Here is a 16,383-nt window from a genome sequence, read left to right on the forward strand (position 1 = left end):
GTGTATAAGAGACAGCGTCTATGTCCAGCCCCCGCCCGTTTATTACGCGCCCCAACCCATCTATGTTCAGCCAGCACCTGTCTATGTGAGACCAGCACCGGTTTTCGTACCCGCTTACCCGGTGATCTATGGTCCCTACCGTGCCCCCGGTTACCGAGAGTACGTCTGGCGCAGGCACCACCACTGGCATTACGACCGCGACTGAGGAGCCGCTGGAGTCACATCAAAAAAAGCCAGCACGTCTGCACGTCGGGCAAGCGCATCACGCTCACCGAGCGCTATAAGCTCGCTGGTATAACTTGACTCGAACAAAAGATACGATGCGAGCGCCGCCCCGCGCACCTCGGTCGCCCCGATCCCTGCCAGCATCATCCGTATTGGCTTGGGCAGACTGCCGGTATGCCGACTCGCAATTTCGTCGAGCCGCTGCGATGGCGCAATGATCAGCATGTCGACCGGGCGCAACTGGGTCTGACTGCGCTGCGCCTGCGTCAATACCGACAAGGTCAGGTTGATGCGATTCATGCGCTCGATATCAACCGCCAGACTGTCAAGGAAAATGCTCGACATCGCGTGTCCGGCAATTTGCGCCAGACTGGGATAACGCGCTGTGACATCGCTATCATGCGCCGGCTCATGCAGTCGACCGGCACCGATCACAAAAACCCTGTCGGCACCAAGATGGATGGCGGGCGAAATTGGAGCCAACTGTCGCATGGAGCCATCGCCGCAGTAGTGACGCCGTCCATCGCAATACAACGGTGTGGCAGGAAACATCAATGGGATCGCAGACGATGCCAGCAAATGCTCGACGCCGATCTGGGCCCGCATCGCCACGCGCTGCGTGCGTATCCAAGGCGCAATATCGGCCTCACTCTGGTAAAACGTGATGTGCTGTCCTCCCGTATAAGACGACGCAGTGACAGCGAGCGCGTGCAACTTGCCGTCCAGCAGGGCCGCGTCGAGACGCGGAAAATTCAGCATACGATGAAGTAGCGTCACCAGCGGAGTATTGTCGAGCAACGCATTGGGTGGATTCGCGTGCCACCGGCGCAGCAACCAGCCGAACGACAGCAACGACAGCCAGCGCGCACCGGAGCGCAGTACCCCCAGAGAATCGGCGCGGTACACCTGCTCGACTGAAAAGTTCTCCCATATCTTGAGCACCAACTGCAGGCCTTCACCGAAATCATCTGCGTGACAGGCCAGTGCCGTCGCATTGATGGCACCGGCAGACGTGCCGCAGATGATGTCGTACGGATTGCGCTCTGTCGCCCAACCCGCCTCGCACAGGATGAGCGAGACCGCCTTGAGCACCCCGATTTGATAGGCACCCCGCGCACCGCCGCCACTCAGAACCAACCCGGTTTTCTTTTGATTATGCATAGCGGGCGATCAGTCGCCCTTGACCGTTCCTTCCCGACGCGGGTCGGCACCGCCGAACCAGACGTCCTCGCCATGGTCGTTCATGCGCATGATGCCTTGCAAGCCGGACGTCTGTTCCATGAGACGCACGGTATGCCCCTTGGCTTGCAGCGCCGCGACCAACGTATCGGGCACGCGACCTTGCTCCAGTTCGGTCGGACCGTTGCGGCTACCGAAGTTGGGCAGACTGATCGCGTGCTGTACATCGAGCCCCCAATCCATCATACCGACAAGTATTTTGCCGACATAATTGATGATCGCCGAGCCACCCGGCGACCCTACCGACAGCATCAACTTGGACGTGCCTTTTTCAAAGACAAAAGTTGGCGACATCGCACTGCGGGGACGTTTTCCACCCTGTACCCGATTGGCAATCGGACCGCTCTCATCGGCAGCAACAAATGAAAAATCCGTCAGCTGGTTATTGAGCAAAAAACCGTCGACCATCTGGCGCGAGCCAAACTGGTTTTCAATCGAGGTGGTCATCGATACGGCATGGCCCCGCGCATCGACGATCGAGATATGCGAGGTCGAATTGAACTCGGGCGACGTATCCGTGCCTTGTGCCAGCATGGTCGCCTGTGGTTGACCCGGCCGCGCGACGCCCATTGATTTTTCACCAATCAGCGCGCCGCGTGCAGCGAGGTATTGCTTGTCCAGCAGTGACTTGACACTCCCGCCCGGCAGCGACACGAAGTCGGTATCGGCGACATAGCGAGCGCGATCGGCAAAGGCCAGCCGACCGGCTTCGGAAAAAAGGTGCACCCCCTCCGCATCCAGCACCCCATCCGTCGGCGCATAGGCACGCATGTTGCGCGCTTCGAGCATGCCCAGCATTTGCGCAATGGCAATGCCACCGGAAGAAGGCGGCGGCATCCCGCATACAGTCCAGGCGCGATAATCACTGCACACCGGTTCGCGTACTTTAGCCTGGTAACCGGCGAGATCGGCCACCGTCAGGCCACCCGCATTAGTGGGATGTCCCTGCACTTTGGCCTCGATGTCGCGCGCCACTCGCCCGGTATAAAACGCATCGGCACCACCGGCGGCAACTTCGCGCAGAACTCTCGCCAGTGCCGGATTTTTAAGCAAATGACCCGCGCTCCACGGCTTGCCTTGAGTGCTATAAAAATAAGCGCTCGCCGTCGCGTCGCGCTTGAGAAATTGTTCTCGATCGAGCAGGCTGGCCAGACGCGGACTGACAACGAAACCCTCTTCGGCAAGTTTGATGGCGGGCCCGAACAACGATGCCCAAGGCAACTTCCCATCCTGTCGATAAGCCAGCTCCAGCATGCGCAGCAGTCCGGGCGTACCGACCGACCGACCGCCGATCACGCTGTCATCGAAGGCCATTGGTTTGCCGTCTGCATTGAAGAACAGGTTTTCGGTTGCACTGGCCGGCGCAGTTTCGCGGCCATCGTAGGCCTTCACGTTGCGACCGTCGAACGCCATCAGAAAGCCGCCTCCGCCGATACCGGACGACTGCGGCTCAACCAGGGTCAGGACCATTTCGGCCGCGATCGCCGCATCGATTGCCGATCCCCCTGCGTTAAGCATCTGGTAACCGGCGTCGGTGGCCAGCGGGTTAGCTGAAGCGATCATGAATTTTTTTGCTACGACACCAATTTTTTCGGTGTAGCCGGTGGCGGCTTCGGGAGCGGACTTGGTTGAAGGAAAAATTGGGGTGGGCTGGCTGGCACAACCAGCCAAAAAGACTGCACTGAAAACGAGGGAGGCGAGGTAGAGTTTGGCCATGCGGACTCCATGCAAAACAAAAAAGGCAAGCACATTGCTTGCCTCAGTGTAGGCTGCCCGCCCGTCGCTGTCATCGACAAATCCGTTGCGACACGCTGCGACAGATCAGTCTGTGTTTATTTAGGCTGCATCCGGATCGCGCCGTCCAGACGAATGGTTTCGCCATTGAGCATGACGTTTTCGATGATGGCCTTGGCCAGATGTGCGTACTCGGCAGGACGCCCCAGCCTTGGCGGGAACGGCACCATTTTCCCCAGCGCGTCCTGTACTTCCTGTGGCATGCCAAGCAGCATCGGCGTCTCGAAAATACCGGGCGCAATCGTCATCACGCGAATACCGCTGCGTGACAAATCCCGCGCCATCGGCAGTGTGAGGCCGACCACGGCGGCTTTTGACGACGCGTACGCGGCTTGTCCGATCTGACCATCGTAGGCCGCAACCGATGCCGTATTGATGATGATGCCGCGTTCGCCATGTTCGACACCGTCGGTTTTTTCCATTGCCGCCGCAGCCAGTCGCGCCATATTGAAGGTGCCGACCAGGTTAATGTTGACCGCGCGCTGAAACACATCGAGAGGATGCGGACCATTTTTTCCGACGGTCTTGACGGCAGGTGCCACACCGGCGCAATTGATCAGACCCCGCAACGTGCCCAATCCCACGGCCGCATCGACCGCTGCCTGGCCATCGGCTTCGGACGTCACGTCACATTTGACGAACTGGCCGCCAAGTTCGGCCGCTAACGCACACCCCGCTTCGACCTGCACATCGGCCAGCAGTACTTTGCCGCCGTTGGCGGCGATCATGCGGGCAGTGGCGGCACCGAGCCCCGATGCGCCGCCGGTGATCAGGAATACATTGTCTTTGATTTGCATACTGTTCTCGCTGGGTTGAAAAAAAGAAGGCCATCTTTACTCGTGACGTTAACGTCAACGTCAAGCTCGCAAGATTGTAACGGCAATTTTCGCCTGTACGGAAAAAAGGCCGCCATGGCAGCCTTTGGTCCTGTACTTCCCGTTTGATGCAAACCTCCGGCACTATCTGGGCGCTGCAAGCGCTGGTTGCACTGATGACACCGATGGCACCAGCGAGGCAGGCGTCGTGATTGCCGCGACGCTTATGCCGCTCTGTCCGCTGCCCATTTGCGGCCCGGTCGCTGGCAGTAGCGGCACCATCAACAGCGCAACGATGTTGATGATCTTGATCAGCGGATTGATGGCCGGACCGGCTGTGTCCTTGTAGGGATCGCCCACCGTGTCACCGGACACCGCCGCCTTGTGCGCTTCCGAACCTTTGCCGCCGTGATGGCCGTCTTCGATATATTTTTTGGCGTTATCCCAGGCACCGCCACCGGTGGTCATCGAGATCGCCACGAACAGGCCTGTCACGATGGCCCCCATCAACAATCCGCCCAGCGCAGCAGGCCCGAGCAGCATGCCGACCAGAATCGGCACGATCACCGGCAGCAGCGATGGCAAAATCATTTCCTTGATGGCTGCCGTCGTCAGCATGTCGACGGCCTTGTCGTATTCCGGCTTGCCTGTGCCGTCCATGATGCCCTTGATGTCACGGAACTGGCGTCGCACCTCGACCACCACCGCACCTGCCGCGCGCCCGACCGCTTCCATCGCCATCGCACCGAACAAATAAGGGATCAGGCCACCTATGAAAAGACCGACGATGACGAGCGGATTCGACAGGTCGAACGCCGTACTTTTGCCGACGGAATCGAGCGCATGGGTGTAGTCGGCAAACAAGACCAGCGCTGCCAGTCCGGCCGAGCCGATCGCATAGCCTTTGGTCACTGCCTTGGTGGTATTGCCCACCGCATCGAGCGGATCGGTGATGGCACGCACCGAGTCGGGCATGCCGGACATCTCGGCAATCCCGCCGGCGTTATCGGTGATCGGACCATAGGCGTCGAGCGCGACAATGATGCCTGCCATCGACAGCATCGACGTGGCAGCAATCGCAATACCGTAAAGACCGCCGAGGTAATACGACACCAGAATCGCGACGCACACGGCCAGCACCGGATACGCAGTCGATTTCATCGACACGCCCAGTCCGGCAATGATGTTGGTGCCATGTCCTGTCGTCGAGGCTTGGGCAATATGCTGCACCGGCTTGAAGTCGGTGCCGGTGTAATACTCGGTGATGTACACCATCAGTCCTGTCAGGACGATACCGACCACGGCCGATCCCATCATTGACAGGCGCATTTCCGGCGGCAACACGGTCCACGTCACGGCGGCAAAGCCGATCAGCGACAAGCCTGCTGCCCACCACAATCCGGTGTACAACGCCGACATGATTTTTTTACCGGGTTTGGCTTTTACCATTGAACAGCCAACAATCGATGCCAGGATCGACACGCCACCCAGCAGTAGCGGATACAGTGCGGCCTGCGCCTCATTGCCCTTGATCAGCAATGCGCCCAGCAGCATTGTCGCGATCAGCGTCACCACATAGGTTTCAAACAGGTCGGCTGCCATACCGGCGCAGTCGCCGACGTTGTCACCGACGTTATCGGCGATGACGGCAGGATTGCGCGGATCATCTTCCGGAATACCCGCCTCGACCTTGCCGACCAGATCAGCACCGACATCGGCACCCTTGGTGAAAATGCCGCCGCCTAAACGCGCAAAGATCGAAATCAGCGAGGCCCCGAAGGCCAGTCCGATCAGCGGTTTGAGCAAGTCATGCAGCACCACGGTACCAACGGCACCAACGGCAGCCGCACTCAGGTACCAGTAAAACAAGGTCACGCCAAGCAGTCCCAGTCCGACTACCAGCATGCCGGTGATGGCTCCGCCGCGAAAGGCCACATCGAGTGCGTCGTTCATGCCACGCGTAGCGGCCTGGGCGGTGCGCACATTGGCTTTCACCGACACGTTCATCCCGATGAAACCGCAACCACCCGACAGGACCGCGCCAACCAGAAAGCCGATAGCGGTGACCATCCCCAATCCTGGTAGCAGCGCAATCAGTAGAAACAACGACGCCCCGACCATGCCGATGGTGCGGTACTGGCGCGCCAGATACGCCGAGGCACCGAGTTCGATCGCAGCAGCAATTTCCTGCATGCGCGGATTACCCGCATCCTGCTTCAGAATCCAGCTACGCGAGACCAGACCGTACATCACTGCGATGATTCCGCATGCTACGGCGAACCACAACCCTGCTGTTGCCATGTCGACTCCTCCTCATGTTCACTACCAAGCTCACATTGGAAAAAGTATGGCGATACAGCGCCGCATTGCGCCGGCATTTGCTGCGTCGTCATGCTCAGGTCCACCCCTGCACTACGCTACCTTGCCGATGGCAACCACTGTTTGATGCAAGTGGACTGCTACTGTAAGCCACATCAGACGAGCGACCAAGAAAAAGCGGACACATGGTCCGCTGTTTTCTTACTGTTCTTCTTACTGTTCTCTTGCTGTTCCTGCTGTTCCCTTACTTGGCCAGCGCTTCGAACGCTGCATCCCGTATTGCCTCGACGGCCCCGACTCCCGCAATCTTGCGATATTTCGGAGCGCCAGGCGCTCCCGACTCAGCCCACTGGTTGTAGTAGTCAACCAGGACTTCGGTCTGCTCGTGATACACCGACAAGCGCTTCATGACGGTGGCTTCCTTGTCGTCATCACGCTGGATCAACTCTTCGCCCGTCGCGTCATCAAGATTGGCGACCTTTGGCGGATTGAAGGTGACATGGTAAGTGCGACCCGAACCCGGATGCACGCGCCGGCCACTCATGCGCTCGATGATGGCTGAATCGGGCACATCGATTTCCAATACGTAATCGAGCGTGACTCCTGCCTCCTTGAGTGCATCAGCCTGCGGTATCGTGCGCGGAAACCCGTCAAACAAATAGCCGTTGGCGCAATCCGCATGGGTCAGGCGTTCCTTGACCAAGCCGATGATGATGTCATCGGACACCAGTCCGCCGGCATCCATGACCTGCTTGGCAGCGATACCCAACGCGGAACCCGCCTTGACGGCAGCACGCAGCATGTCGCCTGTGGATATCTGGGGAATGTTGAATTTTTCTTTGATGAATGTAGCTTGTGTGCCTTTACCGGCACCAGGCGCTCCCAGAAGGATAAGGCGCATTTTTATTCCCTAACTATAGTTTTGAATTCTTGCGGTGATTGTCTCGAACAACACGACCTGAGTATGCTGTTGTATCACACGAACTTTGCACGAAACTTACCATACAAATTGATTAATACGATTATTCGGCAGCTTTCAACTGAAATGACGGCGTATCCGGGCCAGATCTTCTGCCGTATCAACACCGGCAACCGGGGCACTGTCGGTCACATGGACAGCAATCGGAAATCCGTGCCACAACACCCGCAACTGCTCGAGCGCCTCGACCTGTTCGAGCGGACTGACAGCCAGAGCCGGATAAGCTTGCAGGAAATCGTTCCGGTAAGCGTACAAACCGATATGTCGCAGTGGCCGGTAGCCTTGCGGCAGCACGGCCTGCGAAAGTGCAAACCCATCGCGATGCCACGGAATCACGGCACGCGAAAAATACAATGCCCGACTGCGCTGATCCAGCACCACCTTGACGACATTGGTATTGAACAGGTCAGCGTGATCGGTGATGGCATGGGCCGCCGAGGACATCGGCACCTGATCGGCAATCAATGCCGCCGTCGCGGCGATCAACGATGGATCGATCAATGGCTCGTCACCCTGGACATTGACCACAACCGCGTCGGACGACAAACCGAGCGCGGCCGCCACTTCGGCAATGCGGTCGGTTCCCGAAGGATGATCGGCGCGGGTCATCTGAACTTCGACGCCATGCAATTGGCAAGCGGCACGGATATCGGCATGATCAGTCGCGACAATGACACGTGCAGCACCCGACTGTGACGCACGTTCGGCCACACGCACGACCATTGGCTTGCCGCCGAGGTCGGCCAGTGGCTTGTTCGGCAAACGGGTCGATGCGAGCCGTGCCGGAATGATGACGATAAAGGACACCGACCCGTCAGCCCGGTGGTGCCAGATGGCGCGCTACGGTCTCGCGCGCTTCGTCGGCCCACATGATAGGAATGCCGTCCCGGATCGGATAGGCCAGTCTGTCAGCATGGCAGATCAGTTCCTGGGCTTTCTTGTCGAACTCCAGCGGTCCTTTGCAAATCGGGCACACCAGTATGTCAAGCAGTCGGGAATCCACGCAATTTCTCCACAATGAGTTCAGCCAGCGGGCCGTCGAAGCACGCTGCAACAGGCACGACCCACAGACGCGGGTCAATTTTCAAAGCCTCGATTTGGCCACATTTTACTGCATCCTTCTCCGTGATCAGGATCACGTCGGCATTCATCCCGGCAAACGGATTATCGGAAAAATCATGATGATCCGGCAGCGCCAATGTGTCGATCTTCAGACCCTGATCACGCAACATGCGAAAAAAACGTTCCGGATGACCAATGCCGGCGGCAGCCAGGATGTGGCCCGACAGACTCGCCAGAGGCACCGACCGCGTGCGCTGCGCGAGTGCTTCGGCACGGTGGCCGGTCAGCGTCATACGAAGAGTGTCCGTCGGAAAATCGCCGGGCACCCGTGCACCATTGACCACCGTGATATCGCGCCGTCGCGACATCGGCTCGCGCAATGGTCCGGCCGGCAATAGCCAACCGTTGCCGCCACCGCGCTCATCAAACAGGACGATTTCAATCGTGCGCTGCAACCGGTAATGCTGCAAGCCGTCGTCGGAGACGAGCACATTGACAGAGGGGTGCGCGGCCAGCAGAGCACGTCCGGCAGCAACACGGTCGCGGCCCACGAACACCGGACAGGCACCGCGACGAGCAATGAGCAGTGGCTCGTCACCGACCTGTTGCGGCAACGAGTCTGCCAGCACCGCACCGGATCGCCCATGCTGTCCGCCGTAACCGCGCGAAATCACGCCCGGCACAAAGCCTGCATCGCGCAACGCGGCCACCAGCCACAATACCAGCGGCGTCTTGCCAGTGCCGCCAACAAACACATTCCCGACCACAATCACCGGCACCGGCAGCCGCTGACTTGCCAGCCAGCCACGTCGAAAGGCGAGTCGTCGCAAAGCCGACAAGACGCCGAACAACAAGGCGATCGGCAGCAGCAGGCAAGCCAGCAAGCCACGTCGCTGCCAAGCCACCATAAGTCGCTGCGAAAAAGAGAGGGAACCGGAAGACAAAGTTATTTGCTGCTAGCACTTTGTGCAGCAAAAGTGACACGCTCGAAACCCGCCAGCCGCGCCGCTTCGAGCACATTGATCACGGACTGATGCGTGGCAGTACCGTCCGCATTAATAATCACGATCGGGTCCTTGCCCGCGTCGCCGCCCTTGCCGCTGGCGGCATTACGCATGTCGTCGGCCAGGCCACGCGTATCGCGAAACGCTACCTGCACGTTGTTGACGGCATACCGTCCCTGCGCGTCCACCATGACATTGATTTCGACAGGTCGATCGACCGCCTTTTCGGCATCGGCGGTCGGCAGCGTGATTTGCAGTTCGGTAAATTTGCTGTAGGTCGTGCTGACCATCAGGAAGATCAGGATCACTAGCAAGACATCGATGAACGGAATCAAATTGATCTCGGGGTCTTCCCTGCCGTTGCGTCGCCGAAATTTCATTTCCGTTTTCCGTGCACGGTATCGACAAAACGGACTGCCTGCATCTCCATATCCACCACAAAACTGTCCACCAGTGCCCGGAAATGCCGGTAAAACACCAATGCTGGCATTGCGATTGCCAGCCCGAACCCGGTGTTGTACAGCGCCACAGAAATGCCATGGGCAAGTTGTACAGGATTAGCCCCGGTCGCATTTTGTGCGCCGAAAATCTCGATCATGCCGACCACGGTACCAAACAACCCCATCAACGGCGCGAGTGTCGCGATTGTCCCCAGCGTCGTCAGGAAACGCTCAAGTTCATGCGCCGTGGCCATACCGGCTTCTTCGATGGATTCTTTCATGATGTCACGCGGGGCGTCGACATTGGCCAGGCCAGCCGCTAGAACCTGCCCCAGCGGCGAGTTCTGCTCCAGGTTGGCGAGTATTTCAGCATTGATCTTGCCATTGTGATAAACCCGAATGACTTCCTGCAGCAACTTGGGGGGCAGGATGCGGCTACGACGCAGGTAGATCAAGCGCTCGACGATCAGGGCCAGGCCGACTACGGATGCAATGAATAACGGCCAGATCGGCCAACCGGCAGCTTGGATGATAGCGAACAAAGCGCTCTCCCTTGAAAAATAGACGTGTATGGCTCCCGAATGTAACTTGTTGTGGCAGTCAGGGCAAGCGACCTGACGTTCACGCATTTCGGGAGATAATCTGACAATGTGCCTTGAAAGAAGATGTCGATGCCCAATGCGGCACAGCGCAGTAGAGACGTCCTGCGGACTGTGGATAACTTTGTGAATAACTTCCTGCGCAGTGTAAGACCACCACAAAACCGGCATTTCCCCTGACAGTTATGGAAAAATATCGAATACCTCTTTCCTATTAAAATCAACCACTTGGAAAGAGTTCCATTGAATACAAATTATAATTACGACATTCACAACGACCCGTGGCCCTGTGGACAGGGTTCACTATGAGGAGAGCATGAGCACCGACCATTTATTCGATAAAGCCGACAGTTCTTCGCCGGTACTCACGGTATCTGCCCTGAATCAGGCCGTGGCGCGCATGCTGGAACAGAACTTCCCATTGATGTGGGTTGCCGGCGAAGTCTCCAACTTCACGCGGGCGGCGTCGGGACACTGGTATTTTTCGCTCAAGGATGCTTCGGCGCAAGTTCGCGCGGTCATGTTTCGCGGACGCGCGCAGTACGCCGGATTTCTTCCCAAGGAAGGTGACAAGGTGGAGGTGCGCACGCTGGTGACACTGTACGCCGCGCGCGGCGACTTTCAGCTCAGTGTCGAATCAATTCGGCGGGCGGGTGTCGGCAACCTGTTTGAAGCTTTCTTGCAGCTCAAGCAGAAACTGGAAAGCGAAGGCTTGTTCGATCCGGCACGCAAGCGGCCGCTGCCGCAATTTCCGCGCACGATAGGCATCGTCACCAGTCTGCAAGCGGCTGCGCTGCGCGATGTGCTGACCACACTGAAACGCCGTACCCCGCATATAAAAGTAATCCTGTATCCGACGCCAGTTCAGGGCGACGGAGCCGCACAAAAAATCGCCCAGGCAATCACCACGGCTTCCCGCCGTGCCGAATGCGATCTGTTGCTACTGTGCCGGGGTGGCGGCAGCATCGAAGATTTGTGGTCATTCAACGATGAAACGGTGGCACGCGCCATCGTTGCCTGTCGGGTTCCTGTCATTGCTGGAATCGGCCATGAGACGGACTTCACCATTGCCGACTTTGCCGCTGACCTGCGCGCAGCAACGCCAACTGCGGCAGCAGAACTGGCTGCGCGACCTCGTCAAGAATGGATCGCGCACATCGAACTGACTGCGCGCACTTTGACACGCGTGGCGCGACGCCATCTGACAGATCGCAACCAGGGACTGGACTGGTTATCGCGCCGACTGGTCAGCCCGGCAGCAACAATCCGGCATGAACAAGTCCGGCTGGCCGGCTGGCAAGTGCGACTAGGTAATGCAACACGCACGCCACTCAATAATGCGCGACATGCACTCCATCATCTGCGCAGCCAGCTGGCGTTCCAATTACCTGACACCCGGCCAGCACGATGGCAATTGACGGAGCATCGTCGACGCCTGGCAGGTGGTATCGACACCCACACGTCCCGCCTGCGCCTGCATTTGTCCGGTCTGGAGACCCAACTCGAGTTACTCAATCCCCAACGTACGCTGGAGCGCGGTTACGCGATCATCATCGATGCCGAAGGACATATCGTACGCACGACGGCCCAGCTACATCCGGAGCAAACCGTGACGGTCCGGCTGGCTGAAGGTAACGCGCAGATCGGCATTGCCAGTGTCCAGCCAACCTTGCAGGAGTAATGTCAATGTGAGGGTGCACGCTGCAAGCCCGTGGCTTCCGACATACAATGACTTCGGTTTTTAAAGCTCTGCCTGTAATTTTATTTCACCCCTGAAAGGATGACTATGGAACACACTCTGCCCGATCTGCCATATGCAATGGACGCCCTTGCGCCGCATATCTCCAAAGAAACCCTTGAGTATCACTACGGCAAGCATCATCAAACCTACGTGACCAACCTGAACAATCTGATCAAGGGCACCGAATTCGAAAGCGCAACGCTTGAAGACATCATCAAGAAGTCGACCGGCGGCGTATTCAACAATTCCGCTCAGGTCTGGAACCACACGTTTTACTGGAACTGCCTGACGCCAAACGGCGGCGGTGCCCCGACCGGTGCACTGGCCGATGCCATCAACGCCAAGTTCGGTTCATTTGACAAGTTCAAGGAAGACTTCACCAAGTCTTGCGTCACCAATTTTGGTTCCGGCTGGACATGGCTGGTCAAAAAGGCCGATGGTTCGCTCGATCTGGCCAACACCTCCAATGCAGGCTGCCCACTGACGGGTGGCGACAAGCCGCTGATGACCTGTGATGTGTGGGAACACGCTTACTACGTCGACTACCGCAATGCCCGTCCGAAGTATGTCGAAGCATTCTGGAACCTGGTGAATTGGGATTTCGTGGCAAAAAACTTCGCCTGATAGCCTGACCTGGTTGGACGGAAGGGTCCGCACCGCAAGGGCTGGCCCTTTTTTTTCGACGCAGGACAGGGCGTCATACCCTATCCCTATCGAATACATTTAAACAATTGCATTTACGTTAGCGCCAACCTTCGCTATCGTTCGTCTACCCAATCACTGAATCACTGAATCACTGAATCACTGGACTTCTGAATTTTTGAATTTCTGAATCACCTGGTTTCTGGATTACTGCAATATTTAATCACTTCAACGAAAGCGAGCCCCACATGTCATTGATCAATACAAAAATCGTACCCTTCACTGCCAATGCTTACCACAACGGCAAATTCACTACCGTCACAGACGCAGACCTGATGGGAAAATGGTCGGTATTTGTGTTCTACCCAGCCGACTTCACGTTCGTCTGCCCAACCGAACTGGGCGACCTGGCCGACCACTACTCGACCTTCCAGAAACTGGGCGTCGAAATCTATAGCGTCTCGACCGACACGCATTTCACGCACAAAGCCTGGCACGATACGTCAGACACCATCAGCAAGATCACCTACCCGATGCTGGCTGACCCTACCGGCCATCTCACACGCGCATTTGACGTGATGATCGCTGAAGAAGGTCTCGCATTGCGCGGTACGTTCGTCATCAATCCAGAAGGCGAAATCAAGTTGTGCGAAATCCATGACAACGGTATTGGCCGTGACGCCAGCGAATTGCTGCGCAAAGTACAAGCTGCACAGTACGTTGCGGCGCATCCAAACGAAGCATGTCCTGCCAAATGGACCCCGGGTGCAGAAACACTGACCCCATCGTTCGATCTGGTTGGCAAAATCTAAGTTGTAGTAATCATGGCGTGCCCTGTGCGGCACGCCAATCGGCAGCACTTCCCCCCGATCAGCTTGATCTCCGACAGCCCAGGCTACTCCGGTGGTGGTACTGCGCATTGACCTTGGCGCCTGACCATGCGCCCATTGACACCTCATTTTTGAAAGCGAGCACATCATGCTGGATGCAAATACAAAAGCCCAATTAAAAGCCTACCTTGAAAAAGTCGTCATGCCGATCGAGATCGACGCGTCACTCGACGACAGCGCCAAGTCCGCAGAAATGCTCTCGCTGCTCAATGACATCAACAGCATGTCCAGCCAGGTCACGCTGCGTGAACACCGTAACGACGGTCACCGCACGCCGTCCTTCTCGATCAACCGCGTCGGCGCCGACATGGGTATCCGCTTTGCCGGTATCCCGATGGGTCATGAATTTACTTCGCTGATCCTGGCCCTGCTGCAGGCAGGCGGCCATCCACCGAAAACCGACGCCGATGTACTCGAGCAAATCCGCAATCTGGATGGCGACTACAAGTTCGAGACGTATATCTCGCTGTCATGCCACAGCTGCCCGGAGGTGGTCCAGTCATTGAATCTGATGGCGGTCATCAACCCGAAAATCCGTCACGTGATGATCGACGGCTCGCTGTTCCAGGATGAAGTCAAGGAACGCAACGTCATGTCGGTGCCAAGCATCTATCTCAACGGTGAATTTTTCGACTCAGGCCGCATGGAGCTGACTGAAATTCTGGCCAAGCTCGACACCGGTTCGGTCAAGCGCGATGCCGAAAAGATTTCGAAAAAAGACGTCTTCGATGTCCTGATTGTCGGCGGCGGACCTGCCGGCGCTTCAGCGGCCATTTATGCCGCCCGCAAGGGTATCCGTACCGGCATCGTTGCCGAGCGCTTTGGCGGCCAGGTCATGGATACGATGGGGATCGAAAACTTCATTTCGGTAAAAGCCACCGAAGGGCCAAAGCTGGTTGCTGCGCTCGAAGAACATGTCAAGGAATATGAAGTTGACGTCATGAATCTGCAACGCGCTGCCGCGCTGATTCCGGGCGACCTAATCGAAATCAAACTGGCCAGCGGTGCCAGTCTGAAAGCCCGTTCAGTGATCCTGGCTACCGGTGCGCGCTGGCGCGAAATGAACGTCCCGGGCGAGCAGGAATATCGCAACCGCGGCGTCGCCTACTGTCCGCATTGCGATGGTCCGTTGTACAAGGGCAAGCGCGTAGCTGTCATTGGCGGGGGAAATTCGGGAGTCGAGGCAGCAATCGACCTGGCCGGAATCGTCTCGCACGTCACGCTGATCGAATACGACACGCAGTTGCGCGCCGATGCCGTCTTGCAGCGCAAGTTGCATAGCCTGCCGAACGTCACCGTGATCACCAGTGCCTTGAGTACCGAAGTCTCTGGTGACGGTACCCGTGTCAATGGCCTGCACTACACCGACCGGACGAACGGATCGGCACACACGGTCGACCTGGAAGGCATCTTCGTGCAGATCGGGCTATTGCCGAATACGGACTGGATCAAGGGCACCGTTGCCTTGACCAACCGTGGCGAAATCGAAATCGATGCGCGTGGCCAGACCTCGATCTCCGGCGTGTTTGCAGCCGGCGACGTCACCAACATTCCATTCAAGCAGATCATCATTGCGATGGGTGAGGGTTCAAAAGCCGGATTGAGCGCCTTTGACCACCTGATTCGCACCTCCGCACCTGCGGAAAAGGAAGTGGCTAACGCCGTCTGAAAAAATTGACCTGAAAAAAAGGGGGATGGGCTTGTCGCCCTTCCCCCTTTTTTTATCGCAATATCCGCTCAAGCCATCGCGTCGTCATCACCAAAATCAATATCGCCTGCACTATCGTCAACGTTCGCACTCTGCATATCGGACGACGCGACGGGATCGACTGCCGCCGCTGCAGCGGGCTTGTCAACGCTGTCTGCCATTGACGAAAAAGCGTTACTTTGCGTCGACGGTGCCGCGGCCCCATGATGTCCCATCATGCTGCCAATCCCCTGAAACAGCAGCGCTCCGCCTGCCACGCCCGCAGCCGTCGCCGCCATCGTGCCAAGAAAATTGCCCCCCCCTCCCCCGAAAAATCCCGCGCCTGCTGGTGCCTGTGTCATTGCAGCAGGTGCACTTGCCACGGCGGCACTGGCCATCGGGACCGAAGCGGGTGTCGCTGGCGCGTTATAAGCACGCGCACTGACCGGGGAAGCAGAACGCCCCCAGGCATTATTTCCGCCATCGAGAAAACTGCTGGGCGCAACAGCAACGGCTGGAACGGCTTGCGCCTCGAGGACAGCAATGCGAGCGCTTGCGCTCGCCAAGGCCTGGTCCTGCAGCAAAGCGCGCTGCACCAGCAAGTAAAGTGCGTCAGGTTGCGCCAGCGCCGCGTCGGCGATCAGCGCCGCCGCTTCGGGGTCCTTCTGTATGCCTTGCACCTGGCGCAATTGCAGGAGGAACTCATTGAGCATTCGGGATTCAGTGGGGGTCATCGTGATTCTCCAAGGCAAAAATTAAAAAGCCACAATGAGATGGGGTCATGCCTCGTACAGTTCAAGATCGAGCAAACCATAAAACAAGTCAGTTAAACTCTTTCCAAGCTTCGTGGTTTGCCTGCCAGGACCATCATGAGAGCCTTACCATTTTCGGGAGAGCGCCATGCAGCACATCATCAATCATCAACGCGCTCGCGAAGCGCACGGCCA

At 57.7% G+C, this 16,383-nt stretch carries 16 protein-coding genes; 5 read left to right on the plus strand and 11 right to left on the minus strand.

The genetic code is table 11. The annotated features are described in order from the left end of the window. Nucleotides 1-4: 4 nt before the first annotated feature. The gene (locus QN370_RS15380; protein WP_323581748.1) at nt 5-205 is read left to right on the plus strand and encodes a hypothetical protein; all 201 of its coding nucleotides are present in this window, start codon (nt 5-7) and stop codon (nt 203-205) included. Here the strand turns inward: QN370_RS15380 and QN370_RS15385 are convergent. From QN370_RS15385 to QN370_RS15430, 10 genes are all read right to left on the minus strand, one after another. Further along, nucleotides 190-1,386, minus strand: a complete 1,197-nt coding sequence (locus QN370_RS15385) for a patatin-like phospholipase family protein (protein ID WP_322128531.1) — start codon at nt 1,384-1,386, stop codon at nt 190-192. The genes QN370_RS15380 and QN370_RS15385 overlap by 16 nt on opposite strands. 9 nt (nt 1,387-1,395) lie before the next feature. Then, on the minus strand, nt 1,396-3,180 hold the full coding sequence (gene ggt, locus QN370_RS15390) for a gamma-glutamyltransferase (RefSeq protein ID WP_322128532.1): 1,785 nt from the start codon (nt 3,178-3,180) through the stop codon (nt 1,396-1,398). 116 nt (nt 3,181-3,296) lie between these two features. Then, nucleotides 3,297-4,055 (minus strand): 3-hydroxyacyl-CoA dehydrogenase, encoded by a 759-nt coding sequence (locus tag QN370_RS15395; RefSeq protein WP_322128533.1) that lies wholly within the window; start codon nt 4,053-4,055, stop codon nt 3,297-3,299. Nucleotides 4,056-4,217: 162 nt separating this feature from the next. After that, nucleotides 4,218-6,374 (minus strand): sodium-translocating pyrophosphatase, encoded by a 2,157-nt coding sequence (locus QN370_RS15400; protein WP_322128534.1) that lies wholly within the window; start codon nt 6,372-6,374, stop codon nt 4,218-4,220. 262 nt (nt 6,375-6,636) lie between these two features. Continuing rightward, complete coding sequence (adk, locus tag QN370_RS15405; protein WP_322128535.1) at nt 6,637-7,293, minus strand: adenylate kinase; 657 nt, start codon at nt 7,291-7,293, stop codon at nt 6,637-6,639. Between the two features lie 135 nt (nt 7,294-7,428). Next, complete coding sequence (gene kdsB / locus QN370_RS15410; RefSeq protein WP_322128536.1) at nt 7,429-8,178, minus strand: 3-deoxy-manno-octulosonate cytidylyltransferase; 750 nt, start codon at nt 8,176-8,178, stop codon at nt 7,429-7,431. 7 nt (nt 8,179-8,185) lie between these two features. Then, nucleotides 8,186-8,374 carry a Trm112 family protein gene (locus QN370_RS15415; RefSeq protein WP_322128537.1) on the minus strand — a complete coding sequence of 63 codons (189 nt, stop codon included), beginning with the start codon at nt 8,372-8,374 and terminating at the stop codon, nt 8,186-8,188. Next, nucleotides 8,355-9,341 (minus strand): tetraacyldisaccharide 4'-kinase, encoded by a 987-nt coding sequence (gene lpxK / locus QN370_RS15420; RefSeq protein WP_322128538.1) that lies wholly within the window; start codon nt 9,339-9,341, stop codon nt 8,355-8,357. Before lpxK ends, QN370_RS15415 begins: the two co-directional genes overlap by 20 nt. Nucleotides 9,342-9,379: 38 nt before the next feature. Continuing rightward, a complete protein-coding gene (locus QN370_RS15425; protein ID WP_322128539.1) occupies nt 9,380-9,817 on the minus strand; it encodes a biopolymer transporter ExbD in 438 nt (145 codons plus the stop codon). Then, nucleotides 9,814-10,419 carry a MotA/TolQ/ExbB proton channel family protein gene (locus QN370_RS15430; protein ID WP_322128540.1) on the minus strand — a complete coding sequence of 202 codons (606 nt, stop codon included), beginning with the start codon at nt 10,417-10,419 and terminating at the stop codon, nt 9,814-9,816. The genes QN370_RS15425 and QN370_RS15430 overlap by 4 nt, the downstream gene beginning before the upstream one ends. Nucleotides 10,420-10,792: 373 nt before the next feature. On the opposite strand from QN370_RS15430, the gene xseA reads away from it, so the two are divergent. From xseA to ahpF, 4 genes are all read left to right on the plus strand, one after another. Next, nucleotides 10,793-12,157 (plus strand): exodeoxyribonuclease VII large subunit, encoded by a 1,365-nt coding sequence (xseA, locus tag QN370_RS15435; RefSeq protein WP_322128541.1) that lies wholly within the window; start codon nt 10,793-10,795, stop codon nt 12,155-12,157. A gap of 105 nt (nt 12,158-12,262) precedes the next feature. Beyond that, nucleotides 12,263-12,841, plus strand: coding sequence for a superoxide dismutase [Fe] (gene sodB, locus QN370_RS15440; protein WP_322128542.1), 579 nt, complete (start codon nt 12,263-12,265; stop codon nt 12,839-12,841). A 266-nt stretch (nt 12,842-13,107) separates the two neighbouring features. After that, nucleotides 13,108-13,671 carry an alkyl hydroperoxide reductase subunit C gene (gene ahpC, locus QN370_RS15445; protein WP_322128543.1) on the plus strand — a complete coding sequence of 188 codons (564 nt, stop codon included), beginning with the start codon at nt 13,108-13,110 and terminating at the stop codon, nt 13,669-13,671. Nucleotides 13,672-13,837: 166 nt separating this feature from the next. Beyond that, nucleotides 13,838-15,418, plus strand: coding sequence for an alkyl hydroperoxide reductase subunit F (gene ahpF / locus QN370_RS15450; protein ID WP_322128544.1), 1,581 nt, complete (start codon nt 13,838-13,840; stop codon nt 15,416-15,418). Between the two features lie 68 nt (nt 15,419-15,486). Here ahpF and QN370_RS15455 read toward each other — a convergent pair whose 3' ends face one another. Continuing rightward, nucleotides 15,487-16,170 (minus strand): DUF2076 domain-containing protein, encoded by a 684-nt coding sequence (locus QN370_RS15455; RefSeq protein WP_322128545.1) that lies wholly within the window; start codon nt 16,168-16,170, stop codon nt 15,487-15,489. Between the last annotated feature and the right edge of the window lie 213 nt (nt 16,171-16,383).

The organism is Actimicrobium sp. CCI2.3, from assembly GCF_035019065.1.
Taxonomy (GTDB): domain Bacteria; phylum Pseudomonadota; class Gammaproteobacteria; order Burkholderiales; family Burkholderiaceae_D; genus Actimicrobium.